This window comes from Candidatus Izemoplasma sp. (assembly GCA_036172455.1).
Taxonomy (GTDB): domain Bacteria; phylum Bacillota_I; class Bacilli_A; order Izemoplasmatales; family Izemoplasmataceae; genus JAIPGF01.
This window is the reverse complement of record JAXKVY010000001.1, coordinates 40,819-64,837: the sequence shown is the minus strand read 5'-3', so window position 1 is coordinate 64,837 and position 24,019 is coordinate 40,819. Positions and strand designations below refer to the sequence as shown.

General features: G+C 35.8%; 24 protein-coding genes. 19 read left to right on the top strand and 5 right to left on the bottom strand.

Features of this window, described 5'->3' with window-relative positions:
• Positions 1 to 7 precede the first annotated feature (7 nt).
• Both UMR38_00310 and UMR38_00305 read left to right on the top strand, forming a co-directional pair.
• Positions 8 to 1,276, top strand: a complete 1,269-nt coding sequence (locus tag UMR38_00310; protein ID MEC9484299.1) for a pitrilysin family protein — start codon at positions 8 to 10, stop codon at positions 1,274 to 1,276.
• Complete coding sequence (locus UMR38_00305; protein MEC9484298.1) at positions 1,257 to 2,528, top strand: pitrilysin family protein; 1,272 nt, start codon at positions 1,257 to 1,259, stop codon at positions 2,526 to 2,528. Before UMR38_00310 ends, UMR38_00305 begins: the two co-directional genes overlap by 20 nt.
• Positions 2,529 to 2,546: 18 nt before the next feature.
• Here the strand turns inward: UMR38_00305 and UMR38_00300 are convergent, their stop codons facing one another.
• A complete protein-coding gene (locus UMR38_00300; GenBank protein ID MEC9484297.1) occupies positions 2,547 to 3,476 on the bottom strand; it encodes an alpha/beta fold hydrolase in 930 nt (309 codons plus the stop codon).
• Positions 3,477 to 3,574: 98 nt separating this feature from the next.
• On the opposite strand from UMR38_00300, the gene glpK reads away from it, so the two are divergent.
• From glpK to UMR38_00235, 13 genes are all read left to right on the top strand, one after another.
• Positions 3,575 to 5,065 carry a glycerol kinase GlpK gene (glpK, locus tag UMR38_00295; GenBank protein MEC9484296.1) on the top strand — a complete coding sequence of 497 codons (1,491 nt, stop codon included), beginning with the start codon at positions 3,575 to 3,577 and terminating at the stop codon, positions 5,063 to 5,065.
• A gap of 11 nt (positions 5,066 to 5,076) precedes the next feature.
• Positions 5,077 to 5,946, top strand: a complete 870-nt coding sequence (locus UMR38_00290; protein ID MEC9484295.1) for a DUF3137 domain-containing protein — start codon at positions 5,077 to 5,079, stop codon at positions 5,944 to 5,946.
• Positions 5,947 to 5,957: 11 nt separating this feature from the next.
• Positions 5,958 to 6,521, top strand: a complete 564-nt coding sequence (locus UMR38_00285; GenBank protein ID MEC9484294.1) for a LemA family protein — start codon at positions 5,958 to 5,960, stop codon at positions 6,519 to 6,521.
• Positions 6,522 to 6,871: 350 nt separating this feature from the next.
• The gene (gene ssb / locus UMR38_00280; protein ID MEC9484293.1) at positions 6,872 to 7,207 is read left to right on the top strand and encodes a single-stranded DNA-binding protein; all 336 of its coding nucleotides are present in this window, start codon (positions 6,872 to 6,874) and stop codon (positions 7,205 to 7,207) included.
• Between the two features lie 104 nt (positions 7,208 to 7,311).
• Positions 7,312 to 7,581 carry a hypothetical protein gene (locus UMR38_00275; GenBank protein MEC9484292.1) on the top strand — a complete coding sequence of 90 codons (270 nt, stop codon included), beginning with the start codon at positions 7,312 to 7,314 and terminating at the stop codon, positions 7,579 to 7,581.
• Positions 7,578 to 8,459, top strand: a complete 882-nt coding sequence (gene thyA, locus UMR38_00270) for a thymidylate synthase (GenBank protein ID MEC9484291.1) — start codon at positions 7,578 to 7,580, stop codon at positions 8,457 to 8,459. Before UMR38_00275 ends, thyA begins: the two co-directional genes overlap by 4 nt.
• Complete coding sequence (locus UMR38_00265; protein ID MEC9484290.1) at positions 8,459 to 8,929, top strand: dihydrofolate reductase; 471 nt, start codon at positions 8,459 to 8,461, stop codon at positions 8,927 to 8,929. Before thyA ends, UMR38_00265 begins: the two co-directional genes overlap by 1 nt.
• A 5-nt stretch (positions 8,930 to 8,934) precedes the next feature.
• Entirely contained in the window at positions 8,935 to 9,756 is an 822-nt protein-coding gene (locus UMR38_00260; GenBank protein ID MEC9484289.1) for a lysophospholipid acyltransferase family protein, read from the top strand.
• A gap of 68 nt (positions 9,757 to 9,824) precedes the next feature.
• Complete coding sequence (locus tag UMR38_00255) at positions 9,825 to 11,117, top strand: pyrimidine-nucleoside phosphorylase (protein MEC9484288.1); 1,293 nt, start codon at positions 9,825 to 9,827, stop codon at positions 11,115 to 11,117.
• Positions 11,118 to 11,200: 83 nt separating this feature from the next.
• A complete protein-coding gene (locus UMR38_00250; GenBank protein MEC9484287.1) occupies positions 11,201 to 11,356 on the top strand; it encodes a hypothetical protein in 156 nt (51 codons plus the stop codon).
• Between the two features lie 538 nt (positions 11,357 to 11,894).
• A complete protein-coding gene (locus UMR38_00245; protein ID MEC9484286.1) occupies positions 11,895 to 12,416 on the top strand; it encodes an ECF transporter S component in 522 nt (173 codons plus the stop codon).
• Between the two features lie 128 nt (positions 12,417 to 12,544).
• A complete protein-coding gene (gene glgA, locus UMR38_00240) occupies positions 12,545 to 13,969 on the top strand; it encodes a glycogen synthase GlgA (GenBank protein ID MEC9484285.1) in 1,425 nt (474 codons plus the stop codon).
• Position 13,970: 1 nt separating this feature from the next.
• Positions 13,971 to 15,197, top strand: a complete 1,227-nt coding sequence (locus tag UMR38_00235; GenBank protein ID MEC9484284.1) for a sugar phosphate nucleotidyltransferase — start codon at positions 13,971 to 13,973, stop codon at positions 15,195 to 15,197.
• A gap of 18 nt (positions 15,198 to 15,215) precedes the next feature.
• On the opposite strand, the gene recU is transcribed toward UMR38_00235, so the two are convergent.
• Positions 15,216 to 15,800, bottom strand: coding sequence for a Holliday junction resolvase RecU (gene recU / locus UMR38_00230; GenBank protein MEC9484283.1), 585 nt, complete (start codon positions 15,798 to 15,800; stop codon positions 15,216 to 15,218).
• Between the two features lie 134 nt (positions 15,801 to 15,934).
• Between recU and UMR38_00225 the strand changes: the two genes are divergently transcribed.
• Positions 15,935 to 17,608: a ribonuclease J gene (locus UMR38_00225; GenBank protein MEC9484282.1), complete on the top strand. Its 1,674-nt coding sequence runs from the start codon at positions 15,935 to 15,937 to the stop codon at positions 17,606 to 17,608.
• Positions 17,609 to 17,636: 28 nt separating this feature from the next.
• Here UMR38_00225 and UMR38_00220 read toward each other — a convergent pair whose 3' ends face one another.
• Positions 17,637 to 18,935: a DUF2254 family protein gene (locus UMR38_00220; protein MEC9484281.1), complete on the bottom strand. Its 1,299-nt coding sequence runs from the start codon at positions 18,933 to 18,935 to the stop codon at positions 17,637 to 17,639.
• Between the two features lie 69 nt (positions 18,936 to 19,004).
• Positions 19,005 to 20,243: an MFS transporter gene (locus tag UMR38_00215; GenBank protein MEC9484280.1), complete on the bottom strand. Its 1,239-nt coding sequence runs from the start codon at positions 20,241 to 20,243 to the stop codon at positions 19,005 to 19,007.
• Between the two features lie 138 nt (positions 20,244 to 20,381).
• Here UMR38_00215 and UMR38_00210 point away from each other — a divergent pair, with 138 nt between their 5' ends.
• Together UMR38_00210 and UMR38_00205 are read left to right on the top strand one after the other, a co-directional pair.
• Positions 20,382 to 21,083, top strand: coding sequence for a NifB/NifX family molybdenum-iron cluster-binding protein (locus UMR38_00210; GenBank protein ID MEC9484279.1), 702 nt, complete (start codon positions 20,382 to 20,384; stop codon positions 21,081 to 21,083).
• Positions 21,084 to 21,085: 2 nt separating this feature from the next.
• Positions 21,086 to 21,469 (top strand): NifB/NifX family molybdenum-iron cluster-binding protein, encoded by a 384-nt coding sequence (locus tag UMR38_00205; protein ID MEC9484278.1) that lies wholly within the window; start codon positions 21,086 to 21,088, stop codon positions 21,467 to 21,469.
• Between the two features lie 148 nt (positions 21,470 to 21,617).
• Here the strand turns inward: UMR38_00205 and UMR38_00200 are convergent, their stop codons facing one another.
• The gene (locus UMR38_00200) at positions 21,618 to 22,862 is read right to left on the bottom strand and encodes a replication-associated recombination protein A (protein MEC9484277.1); all 1,245 of its coding nucleotides are present in this window, start codon (positions 22,860 to 22,862) and stop codon (positions 21,618 to 21,620) included.
• A 230-nt stretch (positions 22,863 to 23,092) separates the two neighbouring features.
• Between UMR38_00200 and UMR38_00195 the strand changes: the two genes are divergently transcribed.
• Complete coding sequence (locus UMR38_00195) at positions 23,093 to 23,866, top strand: histidinol-phosphatase (protein MEC9484276.1); 774 nt, start codon at positions 23,093 to 23,095, stop codon at positions 23,864 to 23,866.
• The last annotated feature ends 153 nt before the right edge of the window (positions 23,867 to 24,019 follow it).

The following is a 24,019-nucleotide window of genomic DNA, read 5'->3' as shown; positions in this document are numbered from 1 at the left end:
ACTTTTTATGCAACAATTTACATCCACAACAAATGGGATTCACATTAGAGGCTTAACTACATCACAGTTTAAAACCTCACAATGTCAAATTCAATTTGTTAGTCCTTTATCAAACAAAAGCGCTCCGCGACGAGCGCTTCTTGCATATTTATTAAAAGCAGTATCACAAGATTTTCCCACTCGAAAACAGATGAACCATCACTTAGAATCACTTTATGCATCACATCTACGTGTTGGTGTGAAAAAAGTTGGTAATGCCCATGTTATCACCTTTTACCTATCCGTCATTAATCACGACTTTACGTTAGAAAAAGAAGATTTATTAGAAGCGTTATTTAAGGTTCTTAGTGGCAGTCTCTATTCGCCATTATTTGACCCATCAATATTTAATGAAGAACGGCAAGCGTTAATTGACTATATGAATGAAGTCGCGTCTGATCCATTAAAATATGCCCTTTTAGAAACTTATAATACAATGTATGATGGTGATCCTTATCATACACGTTCACTCGGTACTATCGCAGATTTAGAAGCTGTAACCTTAGAGGATATACACGCAAGTTACCAATCACTCATTGAAGAAGATACGATCTATGTAGAATATGTTGGTAACCGTGACGAAGAGACAGTCACAAACTTAGTATCACACTATTTAAAACCCAACACAGTGAAAAAAGCCCATTCTTTTATCAGTCCATCTGATTTTTCAAATATCCAACCAATTGATAAAAGACTGTATAAACCCATCAAACAAACCAAACTAGTTACCAGTTATCGTGTCCCAGTCACATACGATCATGATGACTACTACACCTTAGTCGTATTAAACGCGTTACTTGGTGGTGGCAGTGATAGTCTACTCTTTCATGAAGTAAGAAATAACGCAGGATTATGTTATTTTATAGGCTCGAGTTATGATCAGTTTAAAGGGAGTGTCATTATTTATACCGGCATTGAGAAATCAAACGAAGAAGCGGTATTACCATTAATTAATGATGTTATTGATTCGATTAAATCAACTACTTACCAAACAGATCACCTTACTATTGCGAAAAAAGCGATTATCACATCTCTAATATCAAGTCTAGATTCTAGTTATAGCTTACTCAATCATTTAGCTAAGGGCTTATACTTTAATAAGCCATTTGATCCAGATCATGCGATTGAAGCTGTTAAGCGTGTGACTCAAGATGATATAGCAAGATGTGCAAAACAACTCATCTTAAATGTGACGGTTATTGTAGAAGGGGGTAACGATGAAAACAACAACCTATAAAGCGCTCCAAGAAACTACCTACACCTATCAACATCACAGTGGTTTATCTATTGTTGTTATACCGAAACCAAACTTTCATAAAACCTATGTCACTTTAACCACACCCTTTGGTGCGAACACAACGACCCTGCATAAAACAGATACCTCAATTGAAATTCCTTTAGGGACAGCGCATTTCTTAGAACATAAATTATTTGATCGTGATGGGGAAGAACTATCGACAAAGTTTGCGAAACACCATGCGAGTGTTAATGCCTATACACAAAATAATCAAACAACGTATCTCTTTTCCTGTTCTGAGGATCTTAAGACCAATCTACATACATTGATAGATCTCGTCTACGAGCCAACCTTTACAGAAAAAGGTGTGTCCAAGGAAATCAGCGTTATTGCCGAAGAAATTGATATGTATCAAGATGATCCTAACGCGGTCATGTATGAAACATTGATGGATAATATGTATCATAATCATCCGATAAAACACCGTGTTTTAGGGACAAAAGAGAGTATCACACAGATTACACCTGAGTTATTAAACACTGTGCACAAACAGTATTACCATCCCAAAGAGATGGTCATGGTTATTGCTGGAAATGTTAATTTAGAGACGATAGAAGATACGCTACATAATTTAATAATTCCTTATCAAGAAAAAAATACAACATTACAAGAAACTCCCATTCAAGAGCCAACTGACGTTGTGGATGATACCCTTACATTGTTACAGAAAGATGTTTTTGTCCCCCATAGTGCCTTAGGGGCTAAACTTGATCCAAGTCAATTATCGGATCACCATGTCATGAAACAAGAACTCATATTTGCGATGTTGCTTGAACTCATTATAGGTAAAAGCACAGACCGCTATCAAGCATGGATTGAAAAAGGTTATATTAATGACTCTTTTGATGTTGATATTACCATTGAGCAAGACACAGCAAATGTATTATTTAGTTGTAATACACCACAAGCAGAGGCATTCTTAACAGCCCTAGATACTTACTTACAAGAACTGGATACCTTAACGTTTAATGAAACAGATTTCTTGCGTGTGAAAAAGCAAATCCTAGGTGGCTTTATTCATGCCTTGAATAGCATTGAATATATTGCGAACCAATTTACAAAATATCATTTCTTAAAGGATGATTTGTTCAACATACTTGATTATTCTAAAACCATTACCCTCGATGATATCAATCACGCAAAAGCTATCTTAAAGGATGCACAAACTGCTAAAATACTCATAAAAAAATGATGCCTTATTTGTAAGGCATCATTTTAAATTGGACTGAATAAATGATAAAATCGTTTCTATGTGTTTATCGCGTTCAATTTCGTTGATTATTTCATGTCGACAATTATTTAAGACCTTATAATGCACATTAGAATATCCCGAATCTTGATATATCCGACATAATGTCTTAATGCCATTGCCATAATCAGATAAGGCATCATACTCACCACTAATGAAAAGTAGTGCGGCTGAACTAGCCCCTGCTTTAATCAATGATTTGTTTTGAATTTCGGGAATAATGCTTAACACATCTTGTTGCGCTTTAATCGTAAATGGTTTTCCTGTTAAAGGATCATCTTTGAACGCTTTAATCATGTCTCGATCTTGCGTTAACCAATCAATTTTGCGATGAATCAAGCCGTTTCTACGCATATGTCTGATGTGACCATCTAAGATTCTATGATTAAAGAAATCACTGACATACTCATTGCCACGGACCAACGCAATTAATTTAGCAAGGACTATACCAACACGGGTTTTAAAACTACTAAACACCCCAGTACCAGAGAAGATAGCTTGTGTATACTGATGATGATTATGAATCATCGCATAGCGACCGAAAAACGATCCCATTGAATGGGCAAATAAAATAACATCTAAAGTAGGATATTGTTCTTCAATATAATCCCTTACTGTTCGGATTCCTTCATAGACAATATGGAAACCAATAGAATCTGAGAAAAAGACACGATCATCTTTAGTAGCGGAGAGTCCATGTCCTAATAAATCACTACCAATCACATGAAACCCAGCCTCATTACAGGCTTTAGCAAAATGCTCATAGCGTTTCATATGTTCCCCAGCTCCATGGATTATTTGAATAATCCCTTTCACTTCAACGTCAGTTTCCCACACGTAACAGTGTAAATCATGCTCATACGGATCGACTAATGTCAATTCTTTTTCCATCTAAATCACCCTCTTCTTTACTTATTATAGCATAAAATCGATTTTTTATTTAATTATTCTATGACTTTTGGTAAAATAGGGATAAGGATGTGATTAAGATGCAAAAGTATGTGATTGCAATTGATCAAGGTACAACCTCATCTAGAACCATCGTATTTGATAAATCAGGTCGGATTGTTTCACAAGCACAGCGTGAAATTGAGATGATATATCGGGATGAAAATACCGTTGAACAACGCGCATATGATATATGGAGAACCGTTCTAAACACCTTGGCTGAGAGTTTACTAAGCGCAGAAATACTACCTGAAGAAATCGCCAGTATTGGGATTACAAACCAACGTGAAACAATCGTTTTATGGGATAGAGAAACAGGTGAACCACTTTATGACGCTATTGTCTGGCAGTCAAAACAAAGTAATGATATCTGTAAAGCATTAAAACAACAAGGTTTATCGTCTTTTTTTAAGGATAAAACAGGGCTTGTTATCGATCCGTATTTTAGTGGGACAAAAATTAAATGGGCCTTGGAAAATGTACCTGGTATACAAGAAAAAATGGACAATGACCAACTGATGGTGGGAACCGTAGATAGTTGGTTATTATATAAATTGTCAGGTCATAAAGTTCATAAGACCGATGTGACCAATGCATCAAGAACATTATTATATAATATTCACACCCACACTTGGGATGATGAAATTCTTTCTTTATTAGGCATAAATAAGCGTTGTTTACCAGAAGTTGTTGATTCGAATGCGATTTTTGGACAAACGGCTCGCGAAATGTTTTTTGGGGCTGAAATTCCTATTGCTGGGGTACTTGGTGACCAACAAGCAGCCTTGTTCGGGCAACTGTGTCTTGAACAAGGAAGTATTAAAAACACCTATGGAACAGGCTGTTTTATGCTGATGAATACAGGAAAAACCCCTGTAACTTCCGAAAGTGGTCTACTAACAACCATTGCATACAGCATCGATGGAAATGTTACTTATGCCCTTGAAGGGAGTGTATTTGTAGCCGGTAGTGCGATTCAATGGTTACGAGATTATCTTCATTTCTTTGACTCAGCTAGTGATTCTGAAACATTAGCCAAAACAGTAACTGATACACGGGGGGTTGTCGTTGTACCAGCTTTTGCTGGCCTTGGTACACCGTATTGGAATAGTGAAGCAAAAGGGGCCATTTTCGGTCTTACACGCGGCACAACACAAGCACATATTACACGCGCAACACTGCAATCTTTAGCCTTTCAAACCAAAGACATCATTGATGTCATGGCAAAAGAATCTAAAATCACACCCAAATATTTAAAAGTGGATGGGGGCGCCAGTATGAATGACTTTTTAATGCAATTTCAAAGTGATGTGTTAAACAAGACCATCATTCGTCCACAAATCATTGAATCAACGGCGTTAGGTGCGGCTTATATGAGTGGTTTAGCAAGTGGGTTTTATGCAAGTATTGATGAACTTAAAAACTGTGCAAGAGAGGATAAAACATTTAAACCTAAGATGACAGAAGCTAAGCGTAATCACTTATATACACAATGGCAAAAAGCGATCATGGCAACACAGAAATTTACATAAGAGGAGTTTATATGGATAAATTAAATGCGTATCAACAACAAAAAAGCAAAGCTGAACGGCTCATTACAATTGGTGGGATTGCCATCGTTGTCGCTGTATTTACATATTTACTTGTTATGCAGTCATTTAAGTTATATATTGCCTTACCCCTTGGGTTTGTTGGTATAATTTTGCTTATTATTGGATCAGTAATATTTAGTGACGTCAGCAAACGCTTTAAATCAGAAGTCATGACGGAATTGATTAAAGATGAACTAGATGAAGGCTATTTCTCAGCAGGAAAGGGATTAAGTGCTTATGATGTCTATTCATGTGAATTCATGAAACGCGCTGATCGGTTTCATTCTGAAGATTATATTTCAGGTAAAATTGATGGTGTCAAATTTGAATCTAGTGATGTTAAGCTAGAAGAACGTCATGTGAGACACACCAAAAACGGGACACGAACATACTATGAAACATATTATCAAGGCCGTTTATTCATCTTTGATTTTAACAAGAGATTTGATGGATTTGTACAAGTATTAGAACGCGGACGACCGCAAAGTAATCGTGATTTCAACCGTGTACAACTTGAAAGTGTTGCCTTTAATGATACGTTTACGACCTACACCACCAATGATCATACAGCGTTTTATGTGTTAACACCTCATTTTATGGAAGCACTTATGGATTTTGAACAACATAATCGTGGGAATATTGGATTTTCCTTTATAGAAAACAAACTCTATATTGGCATCAACAACCGCCGAGATACCTTTGAACTACAGCTTTATCGCCCGATTAATACTTCACTCATAGAAGAATTTAGACGCGATTTATTAGTTGTAAAAGATGTTGTTCATGAACTTAGATTAAACAATAAAATATTTAAAAAATAGGAGGAAACATTATGCCAAATATCGTTATTGTATTACTAGTTGTTGCTGTCATCATAATATTCCCAGTACTGTGGTACATCGCAACAATGAACAGTTTAAGAAGACTAGAAGTCAAAGTCAATGAATCAGAAAGTGGGATTGATGTCGCGTTAACAAAACGATTTGATGTCTTAACAAAAATGGTGAATACTGTTAAAGGGTATGCCAAACATGAAAAAGAAACACTTGAAAATGTGACCAAATGGCGTTCAGGAAAACCACGCTCAATGTCTATGGAGGACAAACAAGAATTTATGAACAAAATGAACACCTTGCAGTCAGGAATCAATGTGGCGATTGAAGCCTATCCTGATTTAAAAGCGCAACAGTCATTTGCGAGTCTACAAAACAGCATCAGTGATGTTGAAGAACATCTACAAGCTGCACGTCGTTTGTACAACTCCAATGTTTCGATTTTAAATTCACGGATTGTCACATTCCCAACAAGTATTGTCGCAGGTATGATTAACATGCAGCAAAAAGAGTTCTTTGAAGCAGATATCCAAAAACGTGAAGATGTGAAAATCGAGTTTTAATACCGTTCATGAAAAGAGTTTGAAATCAAACTCTTTTTTATTTGCTTAAAATAAGTCATATATGTTAACTAACGCTATACCGTAAGATCATTCTTGATTTATTTTATTACTATAAGCTCACCACAGGTTGGCGTAATATAAGATTTATCTCAATCGTTTGTTTTACTAAAAAGATTGCAAAATCATCTAAATTTTCTCATATCTTTTGATAATAAGACAAATAGGTGTCGATAAATCAGCAAGGCTCCCTAAATTTGATAAAATGCGCTATACCCTCTCACAAAATCACGCCATTTAGTAGCTTTCCTTTTAAACCTAAAGTATATATTCTAGTAAAAAAAGGAGGTACTATGTTAAATCAAGTAATTTTAGTCGGACGACTTGTCTATGACCCAGAACTAAGAACATTAGATGATGGTACAAAAGTGACCACGATCACACTGGCTGTGGATCGAACATTTAAGAATGCCAAAACAGGCGAATATGATACAGATTTTATTAAATGTTCGTTATGGCGGGGCATCGCAGAAAACACTGTACAGTATTGTAAGAAAGGATCAACTGTAGGTATTAAAGCACGTCTTGCTCAACGTTATTTTGAATATGAAGAGGGCAAATCATTTTCTTACTCAGAAGTTATTGCCGAGAAAATCACATTTATTAATACTCAAACCAAAAACACGTAAGGTATAAAAAAACACTATGTAAAAATAGTGTTTTTTTATGATTGTTATTTCAATAATGATATAATTTTGATATAATATGATTAGCAAAAAAAACTGGTGATTTTATGAAAAAATGGCTAAAGGAGAACATATTCGTTAAAGATATGTTTGTTTATATATTGTTTGCAGCAATTATCTTTTATATCCCGGCATGGGTGAGTGTTTTATTAGGTATATTAAGGGGCTCTGCCGCCTTAATTGGATTTGGAAGTGCTTATGTATTATTATGGGCAGGACCATTTACCCCCACCATACCGGCTATTTTTGCGATTGCTGTTTTATTAAAACAACTGGTAAAATACATTACTAATGATCGAGAGGAAGAACCGAAATGAGACAATACTTAGACTTATTACATTATGTCTTAGACAATGGCAGTAAAAAAGAAGATCGCACTGGAACAGGAACCTTAAGTACCTTTGGATATCAAATGCGATTTGATTTAAGTGACGGTTTCCCGCTGTTAACAACTAAAAAAGTGCATTTAAAATCTATCATTCATGAATTGCTTTGGTTTATACAAGGCAATACGAATATAAAATACTTAGTGGATAACAATGTTCGGATATGGAATGAGTGGCCTTACCAAAATTATACAAAACATGCTGATTTTCAAGGAGAGACAATGACTGAGTTTGTTGATAAAATAAAAACAGATGATGAATTTGCCAAGAAACACGGAAATTTAGGCCCTGTATATGGTCGTCAATGGCGCGCATATGAAGGGCCTAATGGTGAAGTTGTCGATCAATTAAAACAGGTCATTCATACCATTAAAAACAATCCTGATAGTCGCCGTATGATTGTCAATGCTTGGCATCCACCACTCATTGATAAAATGGCATTACCACCCTGTCATATGATGTTTCAATTTTATGTCAACGATGGGAAACTCAGTTGTCAACTTTATCAACGGAGCGCTGATGTCTTTTTAGGGGTGCCTTTTAATATTGCAAGTTATGCCTTATTAACGATGATGATTGCACAGGTGACAAATCTTGAACTTGGTGAGTTTGTCCATACATTAGGTGATACCCATATTTATTTAGATCACTTAAAACAAGTCCATACGCAATTAGCAAGAGAACCAAGACCATTACCTACCATGCATATTAATCCAGATGTAACCTCTATCGAAGCATTTACATATGCTGACTTTACACTTGAAGGATACAACCCGCATCCGCGGATTAAAGCGAAGGTGAGTGTCTAATGATTTCAATAATTGTCGCTATGGCAAAAAATAATGTCATTGGAAAAGGCAACTTATTGCCATGGCATTATAAAGAAGACTTAGCTTACTTTAAGAAAACAACTATGGGTCACACCATTTTAATGGGTGAAAAGACCTTTGAATCCATATTGTCTTACACTAAGAAGCCTTTACCTGGAAGAAAAAATATTGTAGCCAGTAAAACAGGATTTGAATATCCAGGCATCGAAGTGACTGATGATGTCATAACCTATCTAAGTCAAGTTGACCGTAATGAAGAGTTATTTATTATCGGTGGAAAAACGATTTATGACTTAACATTAGATTTAGCTGATCGGTTATATATTACCCATATCGACAAATTCTTTGAAGGTGATGTACGATTCCCAGCAATTGATTATAGTCAATTCAAAAAGATTCAAGAACAGCAATCTGGTGACTTAAGATTTACGGTATATGAAAGGATCTGATCGACATGGTCACCTTTATCTATTATAGTTTTGTTTTAGCCTATACTGCGCTTATAATGATATTAACTGACACCTATCAATTTACGCACTACTCAGATATCATTATGACATTAGTCATTATTATCCTAGCCTTTATTATAGCTTTTATCTCTGTCCTAATCATGACATGGCTTCTATCGTTTATCAGACAAAATAAGCCAAAGGACGATCATTTCAATCATGCGTTTGCGCGTGCATTACTGCGGTTTGGACTTCACATTTTCAGAATCAAAGTCTATGTGAGTGGTAAAGAACATATTCCTGATCATCCATTTGTTCTTGTTGGAAATCATCAAGAAAACTATGATATTATCATCATTAAACCGATTTTTGAGCATATGCCTCTTGATTTTATTGCCAAAGAAGCTTTAAAATCATGGCCTATATTTGGACGTTGGATTAAAATTTTAGGCAATGTCTTTATCGCAAAAGAAGCAAACCGGAGTGCCGCAAGAAGTATTATACAAGGGATTAAAAACGTCAAATCCGGAATTCCTATGGCGATTTTCCCCGAAGGAAGACGTTCCCGTAGTAATAAAATGATTGACTTTAAACCGGGGGCGTTTAAACTCGCCATGAAACCCAAGGCAGACTTGTTAATCATAACGCAATATAATGTTTGTAAAGTCTTTAAGCATTTTCCAATAAGACCATTTCATGTCTATGTGCATATTCATCCGTTAATGAAATATGAAGACTATAAAGATATGAACAGTATTGAATTAAGTGAGCATGTAAAAGGCATTATCCAAGGGCAACTTAACACATTTGAACACACTGTCTCATGACAGTGTATAAAACTTACTAACCAGATACAAATATGTTATAATACACATACAAATAAGAGGTGATTTAGATGAGAATGGTAGACATTATTGAAAAGAAACGGGATGGTCACGCCTTAAGTGATGAAGAAATCGCGTTTTTTATTCAAGGATATACCCATAAAGAGATACCTGACTACCAAGTCAGTGCTTTATGTATGGCAATATATTTTAAAGGAATGACCGATCGAGAAAGTACCACATTAACGTTAGAGATTTTAAATAGTGGTGACCAAATTGATCTGTCACAAATTAGTGGCCGAAAAGTCGATAAACATTCTACCGGTGGTGTAGGCGATAAAACAACCTTAGTATTAGGTCCACTTGTTGCGAGTACAGGCGCAAAAGTAGCTAAATTAAGTGGTCGTGGACTCGGTCATACGGGGGGAACTTTAGATAAATTAGAGAGTATTCCTGGACTAAGTATCAATATTGATATCGATGATTTCATTCATCAAGTAAATGATATCGGCATTGCTGTTGCTGGACAAACCGCTAATTTAACCCCAGCAGATAAACTTTTGTATGCATTAAGAGATGTCACTGCGACCGTGCCAAGTATTCCATTAATCGCATCCAGTATTATGAGTAAAAAATTAGCCAGTGGTAGTGATGTGATCGTCCTTGATGTTAAAGTTGGAGAAGGCGCGTTTATGAAATCCTTAGATGATGCCAAAGAACTCTCACAGTTAATGGTTAAAATCGGGACTAACTTAGACCGTAAAGTGGTCGCCTTCATCACGGATATGTCGCAACCGCTAGGGTATGCCGTTGGAAACAAACTAGAAGTTGTTGAAGCGATCGAGACATTACAAGGTAAAGGTCCTGACGATTTAACGAAATTATGTAAAGCAATAGGAAGTCATATGATTAAAGCGGCTGGTTTAACCGATTCATTAGACGATGCAAAAACACTCATTAATCAAAAGATTGACAACTTAGATGCCTTAAAAAAACAACATGCATTTATTGAGGCACAAGGTGGTAAATTACCTGCCTTAGAAGATTTCATTAATGTTAAAGAAATCGTTGAAATAACCGCCAAAAAAGATGGATACATTGAAAAGATTAATGCCTTAACGATTGGCTTATCGGCTATGAAACTTGGCGCAGGACGTAAAACAAAAGATGATGATATCGATCCAGATGTTGGGATTGTTTTAACAAAAAAAGTTGGTGATTCAGTGTCTCAAGGTGATGTTATCGCAAAAATATATAATAATCTAGATGCGATTGATGAAATCTTAACAGATGTCGAAGACGCATTCACCATAATCGATACACCGGTCTCTAAACGTGATATTATTTTTGAAATTATAACCTAAGCCTACTTATGTAGGCTTTTTTTAGTGCATATAATTAGTTTGAATATCAAAATATTAGTATACTGACAGTATGAGGTGATATCATGAATGAAGACACAACACGTTTTAATACACATGAACAGTATCTGTTTATAGTCCATATTATCAATCTATTCATTGGTATTCTATTATTTGGGGTATTTTATCTATTAAAAGATGTAATTGATATCCGGAAGTCGCATCAATCTTTTTACCATTAAGTTACGCTGGGGTTTTTGTATCGTTAGCGTTATGGGCAATTAGCCTTGTACGGATCATCGCTTTTTACTTTGTTGTCAAAAAACGTAATCATTCTGCACGGATCAAACAAAGTCTTATAATCTTTTTTACATCCCCTATAAGTACAATTGTTTGGTATCTCTTGTTATTCATCTTTGCGCTTAGCTTGGCGTCTTGTCAATCAACATAAGGATTGTTTTGCAACGGGGTTGAAGTATTTATATATTATCCTTGCACAATGGCACAAATATGCTATAATATATGTGTAATTTAATCGGGAGCTAGTGAACTGGCTGAGAGGGTGTTGCAAACACCGACCGCACTTATTGGATAATGCCAAAAAAGGATACATAGTTGAAAAATTATAATCTTAGGCAATTATCCTAAGATTTTTCTTTTATCTTAGGGTAATGGTATTACACATAAGTAAATACAACACTACCATAAACCTAAGATAACTCTACATATTAAGATTTGTCTTAGGTTTATGGGACAAATCTTTTTTTAAAGGAGGTTATCATGAACAACACACGAGTACTTGTCGAAGTGGCTATTTTAGTGGCCATGGCCTTTGTTCTTGAATTTGCATTTAGTTTCTTACCAAATATGCCACAAGGAGGGCGTGTATCAATTAGTGTCTTGCCATTAATTGTTATTGCGTGGCGCAATGGACCACTGGCTGGTGTAATTGGAGGAGTCGTTTACGGCTTACTAAACTTAATGCTTGATGGGGTATTGTATCATTGGGGATCATTCTTCCTTGATTACACAATTGCCTTTGGCGTTATTGGTCTTGTTGGATTTATCAAGCGCTTTACTGGTGATAACATTGTTACATTTGCCTTAGCAATTGTGGTTGGATATTGCTTAAGATTCTTGAGTCATGTCCTAGCTGGTGTCTTACTATTTAGTGAGTATGCAGGGGATCAAAATGTGTGGGTATATTCAATTGTTTACAATGCGACTTATCTATTGCCAGCACTTATCTTAACTCTGTTAGTTGGTGTGGTCGTTTACTTTCCATTAAAACAAATGGAATAAAACACTCGGCAACCAAAAAAGTGGTACCAACAGGTATCACTTTTTGTATGCCTTATTTATTTTATTCTTTAACCCTTTTATCTCAAACTAATCTACGGTATAATAAAGAAGTGAATGGAGGTTTTTATATGAAAATATTATTTGTCGGGAGTGAAGCTGTGCCATTTAGTAAAACAGGTGGCCTTGCGGATGTATTAGGATCACTTCCTAAAGAGCTGGTAAGTTTAGGTGTTGATGCGCGCGTGGTTTTACCCAAACATGGGGTGACCAAAAAACGCTTTAAAGATAGCTTTAAACCCCTGACACATTTTCGTGTGAAAGTAGGTAAAAAAGAAGAATATGCAGGGATTGAATTCATTGAACACGATAACGTGACATATTATTTTGTTGATAATGAGTATTATTTTGGCTATCGTGATACATTATACGGACACTACGATGATGGTGAGCGTTATGGATTTTTTAACAATGCCGTTGTTAAGATGTTAAATGCGTTAGAGTATTATCCTGATATTATTCATTGTAATGATTGGCAATCAGGATTAATTCCTTATATTTTATCCTCTAAATATAACAAAACCCCTAAATATCAAAATATTAAGACGATTATGACTATACATAACATAGCCTATCAAGGGGTGTTCAGTAAAGAATTAATGCCTTATTTAAACCTTGAATATAGCGATTTGTTAGAATTCGATAATATGATTAATTTCTTAAAAACCGGGATTAGTACCGCTGATATCATCACCACTGTCTCAGAAACCTACGCTGATGAAATCTTATATGATTACTTTGGCTATGGTATGCAAAATGTTTTAAAACCGAGAAAAGATGACTTGTATGGTATTGTCAACGGCATTGATTATACAACGTTTCATCCTAAAAATGATCCAACCTTAACCTATTCATATAGTTTGTATAATTATCTGAAAGGCAAACGAGAAAATAAAAAAGCGTTACGAGAGTATTTCTCACTTGCGCATAATCATCGGCCGATTATCGGTATGGTATCACGTTTAACTGAAGCGAAAGGATTTGATTTAGTCGCGGATGTTATTGAAGGGATTATCAAAAAAGAAGATGCCCAGTTTGTTTTAATCGGATCAGGTGATCAATACTTAGAACACCTATTTGAAGAATTACGAGATGCTTACCCAGATAATGTTGGTGTTTATGTTGGCTATAGTGATGAGGTTGCCCGTAAAATTTATGCGGGGGCAGACATGTTTCTAATGCCAAGTCGATTCGAACCATGTGGCTTATCACAGCTTATTAGTTTAGCTTACGGTACGATTCCAATTGTCCGTAAAACAGGTGGCCTAAGGGATACTATTGAAATTTATAACAAATATACCCATGAAGGCACGGGCTTTGGCTTTGAAAACTATGATGCTGGTGATATGTTGTTTGCGATTAATAATGCATTAGAAGTTTATGGCGATCAAACACTATGGAAACAACTCATTAGACGCGCTATGAACCAGGACTTTAGTTGGGAAGTTAGTGCCCAAAAATATATAACCTTATACACACAACTTAAGGAGGAATAAAATGGAAACATTAGCTATGATCCTTGCCGGAGGCCGGGGTAGTCGCTTAGATGTCTTGTCGGAAAAACGGGTAAAACCTGCCGTACCCTTTGCCGGTAAATTTCGTATTATCGACTTTACACTCAGTAACTGTACAAACTCAGGTATCTTTAACATCGCTATTCTAACCCAATATTTACCGTTATCCCTAAATGAACATATTGGTATGGGAAAACCGTGGGACCTTGACCGAAGAGATTCATCACTTAGTTTATTACAACCCCACAAAGATTGGTATAGCGGGACTGCCGATGCGGTATTACAAAACATTGAGTTTATTAAACGTAAAAACCCTGAATATGTCTTAATTTTATCAGGCGATCATGTCTATAAGATGGATTATCGCAAAATGATCGCATTACACAAAGAAAAAGATGCGGCTTGTACAATTGCTGTTCAGCCTGTAGATTGGGATGACGCCCATCGATTCGGTATTTTAACGGCAAACGATGACGGCAAAATAACCAAATTTGCAGAGAAACCCGACAACCCCGATAGTAACTTAGCCTCAATGGGCATTTACGTCTTTAATACAGATGTCTTACTCAATGCCTTAGAAACCGTCAAAGAAGCGGATTTAGACTTTGGTAAACATATTATTCCCCATTTATTAAAAACAGAAACCTTATACACCCATATCTTTAATGACTATTGGAAGGATGTAGGGACATATGATGCCTACTTAAGTGCAAATGTTGAATTGACATCAACCGTTGATAAAATTCCTTTAGACATGTATGATCCTAATTGGAAAATTTATACCAGAAGTGAAGACATGCCAAGTGTAAAAGTCGGATCAAAAGCGATCATTAAACAAGCTTTACTGTCCAATGGAAGCATCATCGCCGGAACAGTGAAGCAAAGCGTGATCAGTCCCGGTGTTGTAATCCATCCAGGCGCAACAGTCATTAATAGCGTCATTTTAAATGACACCGAAATTTTACCAAATGCTTATATCGAAAACGCCATCATTGATAAACGCTGTAAAATTGAAGAATTTGTCATTATTGGTGAAGGCGATGACTATACACCAAATAAAAAACGCCCTGATTTACTCAGTAGTGGCGTCAATGCGATTGGTACGAATGTCACAGTGCCAAAAGCAACAGTCATTACACGCAACTGCCGCGTGTCTTCTGGGGCAACCTTTACAGATAAAAAAATCGCCCCGGGTAGCACCATTGAATAACCTCATAAAAAAAGTCGGTTAATCCGACTTTTTGTGTGCAATCAATTGATCAACTACATTTAAATACGCAATTCTAGGGGCATACCCTTCATCAAGGGGATAACCGTTTTGACAAATTTCTTCATACGTAATCGACTTTCGGCCTTTCTTAGCCCGATTGACATAATACGTTAGTTGCGCAATATCAAGTAAATGCATTGTGTCATGCCGTTTAAAATAGATTAGTATGAAGGCAATGCCACCATGCTTAGCAACCTTTTGCATATGCGTGATTTGATGGTGATGAATATTTTTTAAAGGAAACGATGTCTTATTGCGCGTCTCTTTTGCCTCAAAATCAATATAAAACCCTTGATATATCCCATTATAATCGGTGGTGGATGGCACTTTATAATAGGCTTCTTTAATCACAGCTCCTTCACGTGATGGATAATGAACCTTCACAACTTGAATCGGAATCGGCTTTTTATGAATGACTGCAATATCATGCGTTAAATAATACTCATTCGCTTCATTAATCAATGCTTCAAAGGACATTCCTCGATTAGAATAACTGACCTTTTTGCGTTTAAATGACTGTTTTTTATTTGGGTAGTTTACCATTGTGTCACCTCACCTTATATATACTAGTGTAACATAGATATGACTTTAAGAAACGCTCTTTTATGAAAAAATTCGCCTGGTAATATACTATTTGAAATGACTGTGTTATAATAATAAAGAATAGGAGGATAAATATGTCAAAAATTAAATTCTTCGCGCTAGGAGGCCTAGGCGAAGACGGAAAAAACATGTATCTTATCGATATTAATAACAAACTTTTTATATTAGACGCTGGACTTAAATACCCGACTCAAGAACTATTCGGGGTTGATTGTATTATACCTGATTTAAGCTATATTGAACAACATAAAGATCGCATCGCAGGATTATTTTTGAGTCATGGACATGAAGACCATATTGGTGCTGTCAACAAACTACTCAAGATCGTGAACCCACCGATTTATGGATCGAGTTTTACATTAGAAATTCTGAAAGATAGTTTAAAAGATGATGATATCTCTGTGGATGACTTAAATATGTTCACAGTTGATGGATCAAAAACAATGCGTTTTGATGATATCACAGTTGATTTCTTCCGAGTAACCCATAGTATCCCAGAAACGCTCGGGATTGCAATCAATACCCCTGATGGGACGATTGTTTACGCCGCAGATTATTCATTTAATCAAAGCGTGAGTATGCATTATAAAACTGACTATGCCAAATTATCGCAAATAGCAGGAAGAAACATCTTAGCCTTACTCACCGAATCATTAGGCGCTGATCAAATGAACAGCAACCCCGACAATACACAGTTGGATTATGCCTTGAATCAAGCTTTTATGGAGGCTGAAAGCCGTATAATTGTGAGCGCGTTCTCAACTGATTTATCACGTATTCAAAAGGTGATTGATATTGCCTTAAAATACGATAAGGATATTGCGATTATTGGAAGAAAAACACAACGTATTGTTGATATCGCCGTGAACTTAGGTTATTTACCCATTCCAAAAGATAAGTTAAAACGCCTGCGTTTCATTGATGATCACAATAAAAACGAACTTAAAAACGGTGTCGTATTAGTTGCTGGGGAACGTCATGAACCATTTTATATGCTACAGCGTATGGTGAAAAAAATAGATCGGTTGATTCATATTAACCAAGCCGATACCATTATTTCATTAACGCCACCCATCCCTGGAACTGAAAACATAGCTGCTAGGACCTTAGATATACTTTATCGTAATGATGTGAACATGATTAAGATAGATAAAAGTATCTTACCAAAAGCACATGCCAGTGCTAATGATATTCAATTATTAGTCAACATGTTAGAACCCCGTTATATCGTACCGATTATTGGTGAATATAGACATCAATACGCGGTTAAAGACATCATGATGCAGATGGGCTATAGCGACAATAACATCATCACCTTAGAAAATGGTGAAGTCGCAACATTCATCAATGGTAAAATCAAAGATACCAGTGAACGCTACAAAACAGATGATTTCTTAGTTGATGGTATCTTAGAAGGTGATCTGAGCGATGTTGTCTTACGCGATCGTGAAATGTTAGCGCAAGATGGTGTGATGCTCTTAATCGCGAACGTTGATGCTAGAAAGAAAGTTTTAGTCAGTGAACCAGAAGTTGTCTCTCGTGGCTTTGTCTACATGAAAGAAAACGAAGATTTAATTGATGACGTTAAAGAAGCGTTTAAACGCATTAGTGAGAAAGAATTCAAGGGCGGCTATATCAACTGGCGTGACTACAAAAAACATGTTAGAGACGAAATAGGGAACTTTTTATACAACAAAACCAAACGTCGACCAATATTAATTCCTGTACTGATCGATACACAATTATAACCGTATATAAAACAGCGTGGGCTTATGCTCACGCTGTTTTTTCATCGGATAAATCGTTCTCAACTTCTAAATGCTCTGCCAAACGATCAACAGCATTATGAATCGGAGATAGATCGTATTCATGCAATGTCGTTAAGTCAACATCATCAAGTAAATAATGGACAAACTTCCATATTTCTTGGTTTTGTTCATAATCAGTATTTTGTGCAATCCGTGTTAATGATTTGACGGTTTCAGTGATAATTGAGAAGTTATTAAAGCCATATAACTTGATTTCAGCAAAATGATCATACAACACCTTTGTAAAATATACTTGCCGGCTAACAAGCCGTATCTCACCATTCACTTGGTATACTGTATGCGCTAAAATCGTTGATAATTTTTGTAAAATAAACCCTAAGTTTGAAATACAAAAGCGACTTGTCTCAGGATCGTTAATCCCTGGAGAGAGCGCTTTAACAGCTATTTCTACTAATTTCTTTGTTCCAGAATCAAAGGTCGAATCAATTTTAGCTTCGCTACTAATACTAATACAATCGGCAATTCTATTGTGTAATTCTTCATCTACTGAGTCAATTTGATGAATCGCAATTAAGGCATCTTCCTCTAAAACATATTGTCCTACTTGTTTTTTAGTAATTAATACACACTTATATTCTTCTGCGAGTGCTTTTAACTCTTGGAGTTGATAGCCAATAACATAGCCACTTTTCTGCGCCTTATACAAATTTGGTTTCTCATCAAGGATTTTTTCTAACGTAACTTCTTTTTGATAAAGTATATCGGGGTTATCTAGCACCTCTTGATGGCGCTTTTCTACGGTATGATCGATGGTTTTAACTAACCGTCTTACGTAGGATGTAATTTGCACATTTTTTGATACATAATAAATAAAATAGGCAAAGAGAAGAATACTTAATATAAAGAGTACCGTTGCGATCATAGGGGTAATGACCCTGGCTTGAAAATCATGAATTAAATAAAAATTAATGACCGCATAAATAGAGGTTCCAATAAGAAAGCCTAACACATGTTGACTTTGCTTACTCGACAAGAAGTCTTGCAAGGTTCTTGGCGAAAACTGAGCTCCATACATAGTTAATACAACCATCATCAATGAAAACGTAATTGTCATCAGTGTAACAATAGAACCAATCATCATTGGTAATAATGCATCTCCATAACTGACACTCGTTGTCAATACACGAGGGATTAATTGCTCATTTTCTAAGATATGTGCAATCGTAATTAAAAGCAAAGCACTCAGTACATAAAGCGCTGGAATAAAGTAATACTTTGCTTTTATCGTTTGCCATAATGATTTCATTCAACCACCAACTTTCATTATTATTATATTAAGTTCTATACGAAGATAAAAGAAAAACTCGAGAATTTATCATTGACAGTCTTCAATGACTTGTTTATCAATACCCGTTAGTAAGATTGCTGCAAGCATCATCACAGCAAAAACAATACTGAATGTAACTGTGTATCCAATATAATCGATGAATAAAGCCCCAGCTAAAGGAAGTAATACCACCAACACATTTAGACTGCCACGAATTCCTAAATACTGGACACGCTTAGCATCAGGCGATAAATCTAATAAGAACGGTTCGAACCCAACTTTACGACCACTGATGGTAAAGCCTAATATAAAGAATATAATTCCATATAATATAGGGCTAGTCATCCCCAATATGAGAGCGATAAGTGGATTGGTGCCGCCTAACAATATACAGACCAGGACAACACGCTTTGCGCTTGTCTTTTTGGCAATCAAGCCCCATATAATATTTGAAACGACAGTACCAATGATCTGAATTAGCAAATAGATACCAATATAACGATTCTCTAAATTGAAGACATTTTTTGCATATATAATATAAAACGGTAATATCATAATACTAAAACTACTTAAATTTTCTACTACTATATACCGTTTAAAAGACAGATCAGTTTTTAATACCGTGGGAATTTCTTTAATATAATCACCAAATGTGGTCGTTGTTTCTCCGATTATAGAGGGTGGTTCTTTTAATATCCAAAAACCTATAGATGCAATAAATAAGCCGATAAACCCAATCATCAAGCTGATAGTATAATTCATTGGGAACGCTATGCCAAGGTTGAATATCCGCGTGATAATTAATCCCCCTATAATACCTGCAACCGCGCTAAGTAACTGTTTTATACTATATAACGTCGTTCGATTCTCACGTTGAATTGTTTTTCCCAAAATATCCGAATAACTAATGCCGGCAAATCCCGCACTAATTGAAAACATAAACACAAATATAAAATAACTAGCAATCGTTAATGATGGATTACTTAAAGCAAAGTAATACGTCATAATGGCCATTCCTAAAAACGCAATCCCACGTAAATACATACCCATAATAAGGAATTTCTTTTTATATATAATCTTACGTAAATGATGACTAAAAACAATATTAAAGACCAATGGTACCCCTAACATCATTGAGTATAAGATCCCAAATACAATGGGTTGACTCGTTAAGGTATCCACCAAAGTAGGAAACACTGTATTCAAGTCTAACATACTCATGGTTAATGCTAAAAAAACCCCATGCCAAAGGTAGGCAAAATAACTTTGCTTTTCTAAACGACTCATATAATCACTCCAAAATTATCTTAACATCATTATAAACATTTTATACACAAAGTACAATGAAAATGTTCATTACCCATTGACAAATATGTATGCATAAGATATGATATTTATGTGCATATGCACATTAAGGAGGTTTTTATGCGATACCGAAAAAAACGTTTTGCCCGTCGTTTAAGCGCAACACGAGATTATCAACCTGTCAGTTCTCAACAATCTAAATTACCCACACAACACATTACACTCGATGAATTTGAAGCCATGCGACTATGCGATATCGAGCAAATGAGTCAAATTGATGCTGCAAAGTCCATGCATGTCTCACGAGCAACCATTCAACGTTTATTATCTGATGGCCGTAAAAAGCTCTTAGAAGCTATCTTGCATAACGAAGCCTTCCAGATAGATAATACAACCCATCATATACAATTAAAAGGAGAGAATAATATGGGAACAGAACACAAAACACATAAAATCATCGCTTTTCCAACCGAAGACCGTCAAACTGTCGGAGGTCATTTTGGTCATTCAAAGGAATTTGCTTTGTTTACCGTTAACAAGCACACTCTTGAAGAGACCAACTATATCACACCGCCTCCACATCAACCAGGTGTCATCCCGACATTCTTGCGTGATCAAAATGTTGATGTCATTATTACTGGTAATATGGGGCAGCGTGCCATTACCTTATTTAAACACAATAATATTGATGTTATTCTAGGTGCCCAAGGCGACATTACAACCAATTTAGAAGAATATCTTGGAGGGACGTTGGTGTCAAGTCAAAAGTCATGCGGACATCATGACCATCACCATCACCATGGGCACCATCATCACGAATAATCATGCGCATCGCCATTCCAGCTTCAACCAAAACTATGCATGATTTTGCGGCAACAAGTTTGGGAAAAAGCCCATATTTATGTATCTATGATCATAGTAAACTACAGTATACATTTATCACAAACAATTCAGCTAAAGTGACTATTAAACGGGCAAAGGTTATTACAAAGCAACTGTTAGAAGAAGATATTGATGTTTTACTTGCTCCAGACATTGGACACTATGCATTTAATCTTTTAACAACCAGTCATATTAAAATTTTTCGCTATCCAACCACAATTACTGTTCGAAATGCCTTATATGATTACTATGAACACAAATTAGCTGAATTAACCGTCCCTACTAAGATAAATAAGTCAATTAACATCCAATGTGATTTTCAGTAGAGCGGTTCACATACATGTAGTTTTATAAATGCTTGGTTTCTAATTTACATAACAGATTATGATGATTAATTAAAAACCGGCCTAAGGATAGGATTCCCCTGATATTTAGAAATTGATAGTGTTAACTACAAAAAAAGAAACTGTTTGCCTACAGTTTCTTTTTTAATATTTTGTTTAACCAATCTTGCCTTGCCTTTAATGCGCGTTCATATTTGCCTGTTTCCTTGGCTTTATAATAGGATTTCCCAATTAATTCATTCGGTAAGTATTGTTGGGAAACAATCGCATCTTCATAGTCATGCGGATACTTATACGCAGCTTTGTCCTCAAAATTACTGACATTAATGATATGATTCGGTATTTTATAGGTTTTACCAGCCTCAATATCAGCAAGTGCTCGATCAATAGATGCTTCAGCGCTATTAGATTTCGGGCTTAATGCAAGATCAATTACCATAAATCCGAGCGGAATTCGCGCTTCGGGAAAGCCTAATCGTTCACACGTGTAAGCTGTCGCATGCATTCTAGAGACAATATTCGGGTTCGCTAAGCCAATATCTTCAAAAGCAATAACACTCATACGGCGTAATATTGAATCTAAATCTTCCATCATAATAAGCCTAGCCAAATAATGAAGTGCGGCATCCACATCACTACCACGTATAGATTTTTGAAAGGCACTCAAGATATTATAATAATTGTCTTCATCCTTATCTAGCGATAATGATGGCTGTAATAAAGTGTTTTTAGCTATATCTAGCGATATAGTTTGTTCAGGAAAACTCATATGAAGTAGTTCAAGCATATTTAATGCTGTGCGTATTTCTCCATTAGCAGCCTGAGCTATATATTGATAGACAGAACTCTCTAACGTCCCTGTTAGTTCATTTTTAAAGTCTATTTCCACCTGTTTAAGGCGTTTTATAATATCGTCAGTCTTTATCTCCTTTAATTTTAAAACGTGAACACGCGACCTTATCGCGGGGTTCACAGAATGATAAGGATTATTCGTTGTTAAACCAATCATCGTAATATTCCCCGATTCGACATGCGGGAGTAAATAATCCTGAATATCTTTGTTCATTCGATGGATTTCATCAATTATTACCAAAGCCCCATATCGCTTACTTTGTTCAATAATGTCCCGTAACTGCGCCTTTTTATCGGTTGAAGCGTTAAATTTAAAGGTATTTAATCCATATTTTTCACCAATAGCTTCTGCGATCGTTGTTTTTCCAACACCTGGTGGGCCATATAAAATAAGACTAAATACGCTATCTTGCGCAAGCATGCGACTGATCACACCTGTTTTCCCAACAATATGGTCCTGCCCAACGATATGATCAAAGTTATGAGGTCTTGCCCGGTAGGCAAGCGGTCGTTTATTATTCATCTAATCACCGTGTCTATTTTACCACAGGAAGGGCTAATCTACAATCAATTAGGAGAAGTTTATGCTTTGTATTAATGATCAATACATGTTACAATAATGGACACGATAAGAACTGTAAAAACGTGTAATAATGACCGCGTTTATTGAATATTTTATACATTTTTTGTTTTATTTGGGGTCATTAATTACATCGTGACTATAATTAAAATTCTCTAGTGAGGCAAGATAACATGAAATACAACTATCATACCCATCATAAATATTGTAAACATGCGACAGGTACAACTAAAGATTACGTTAAAAAAGCGCTTAAACACGGCTTTACACTGCTCGGCATGAGCGATCATGCGCCGATGGACTGGATGCATGACCCAAGACGTATGACAACCGATCAATATTATCGATATTTAGCAGAAATAGAACAAAACCAGGCGATTTATAAGGATAAAATAACCATCCTAAAGGGTTTAGAGATTGAATATTTTCCCATTGATCATACAATATACGAATCATTTAAAGAAGACCTGGATTTTATCATTTTAGGACAACATTATATTTATTATGGTGATGATGTCTCTACTCGGCAATCCGCATTTGCCTTAACAACAAAACAAGAAATCAAACAATACGGAAATATCGTTGTAAAGGCGATTAAAACTGGATTCTTTGACATAATAGCGCATCCTGATGTTTACTTACATGGTTATAAAGAGTTTGATGACACCGCAAAGGCAGTAGCTTATCAAATTGCAGAAGCTGCGAAAACTCATCGTGTTGCTCTTGAGTATAATGCCAATGGTTACCGCAAAAAGCAAATAAAAACATCAGAAGGCCAAAAAAAGCCTTATCCAAGACTCGAATTCTTTAAGATCGTAAAAGAAATTGGCGCACCAACAATTTTATCTAGTGATTGTCATGCTCCTAAATTACTATATGACACCTACATGCAAAAAGCAGAAGAAGATTATAAGGCTTTAAAACTAAATGATATTAAGCATCTATGACCTGTTCATTTGGACAGGTTTTTTGATGGTTTTAACAGTATATTGCAGAAACGCTATATGCTATCAAATTTGCGTTCTAAGGAATTTTTAGTTTCTACCCCAGTGAATACTCATTAGACTCAAAAAATACTGAATTATCGCAAATTTAAAATA

Excerpts from the sequence above, each read along its gene's own strand:
- UMR38_00205 (MEC9484278.1), top strand. The coding sequence starts at position 21,086 with ATGCGCATCGCCATTCCAGCTTCAACCAAAACTATGCATGATTTTGCG.
- UMR38_00245 (MEC9484286.1), top strand. The coding sequence starts at position 11,895 with ATGAACAACACACGAGTACTTGTCGAAGTGGCTATTTTAGTGGCCATG.
- UMR38_00200 (MEC9484277.1), bottom strand. The coding sequence starts at position 22,862 with ATGAATAATAAACGACCGCTTGCCTACCGGGCAAGACCTCATAACTTT.
- UMR38_00250 (MEC9484287.1), top strand. The coding sequence starts at position 11,201 with ATGAATGAAGACACAACACGTTTTAATACACATGAACAGTATCTGTTT.
- UMR38_00260 (MEC9484289.1), top strand. The coding sequence starts at position 8,935 with ATGGTCACCTTTATCTATTATAGTTTTGTTTTAGCCTATACTGCGCTT.
- UMR38_00285 (MEC9484294.1), top strand. The coding sequence starts at position 5,958 with ATGCCAAATATCGTTATTGTATTACTAGTTGTTGCTGTCATCATAATA.
- ssb (MEC9484293.1), top strand. The coding sequence starts at position 6,872 with ATGTTAAATCAAGTAATTTTAGTCGGACGACTTGTCTATGACCCAGAA.
- UMR38_00305 (MEC9484298.1), top strand. The coding sequence starts at position 1,257 with ATGAAAACAACAACCTATAAAGCGCTCCAAGAAACTACCTACACCTAT.
- UMR38_00300 (MEC9484297.1), bottom strand. The coding sequence starts at position 3,476 with ATGGAAAAAGAATTGACATTAGTCGATCCGTATGAGCATGATTTACAC.
- UMR38_00255 (MEC9484288.1), top strand. The coding sequence starts at position 9,825 with ATGAGAATGGTAGACATTATTGAAAAGAAACGGGATGGTCACGCCTTA.
- UMR38_00215 (MEC9484280.1), bottom strand. The coding sequence starts at position 20,243 with ATGAGTCGTTTAGAAAAGCAAAGTTATTTTGCCTACCTTTGGCATGGG.
- UMR38_00220 (MEC9484281.1), bottom strand. The coding sequence starts at position 18,935 with ATGAAATCATTATGGCAAACGATAAAAGCAAAGTATTACTTTATTCCA.
- glpK (MEC9484296.1), top strand. The coding sequence starts at position 3,575 with ATGCAAAAGTATGTGATTGCAATTGATCAAGGTACAACCTCATCTAGA.
- UMR38_00290 (MEC9484295.1), top strand. The coding sequence starts at position 5,077 with ATGGATAAATTAAATGCGTATCAACAACAAAAAAGCAAAGCTGAACGG.
- UMR38_00275 (MEC9484292.1), top strand. The coding sequence starts at position 7,312 with ATGAAAAAATGGCTAAAGGAGAACATATTCGTTAAAGATATGTTTGTT.
- thyA (MEC9484291.1), top strand. The coding sequence starts at position 7,578 with ATGAGACAATACTTAGACTTATTACATTATGTCTTAGACAATGGCAGT.
- UMR38_00225 (MEC9484282.1), top strand. The coding sequence starts at position 15,935 with ATGTCAAAAATTAAATTCTTCGCGCTAGGAGGCCTAGGCGAAGACGGA.
- UMR38_00310 (MEC9484299.1), top strand. The coding sequence starts at position 8 with ATGCAACAATTTACATCCACAACAAATGGGATTCACATTAGAGGCTTA.
- recU (MEC9484283.1), bottom strand. The coding sequence starts at position 15,800 with ATGGTAAACTACCCAAATAAAAAACAGTCATTTAAACGCAAAAAGGTC.
- UMR38_00210 (MEC9484279.1), top strand. The coding sequence starts at position 20,382 with ATGCGATACCGAAAAAAACGTTTTGCCCGTCGTTTAAGCGCAACACGA.
- UMR38_00265 (MEC9484290.1), top strand. The coding sequence starts at position 8,459 with ATGATTTCAATAATTGTCGCTATGGCAAAAAATAATGTCATTGGAAAA.
- glgA (MEC9484285.1), top strand. The coding sequence starts at position 12,545 with ATGAAAATATTATTTGTCGGGAGTGAAGCTGTGCCATTTAGTAAAACA.
- UMR38_00195 (MEC9484276.1), top strand. The coding sequence starts at position 23,093 with ATGAAATACAACTATCATACCCATCATAAATATTGTAAACATGCGACA.
- UMR38_00235 (MEC9484284.1), top strand. The coding sequence starts at position 13,971 with ATGGAAACATTAGCTATGATCCTTGCCGGAGGCCGGGGTAGTCGCTTA.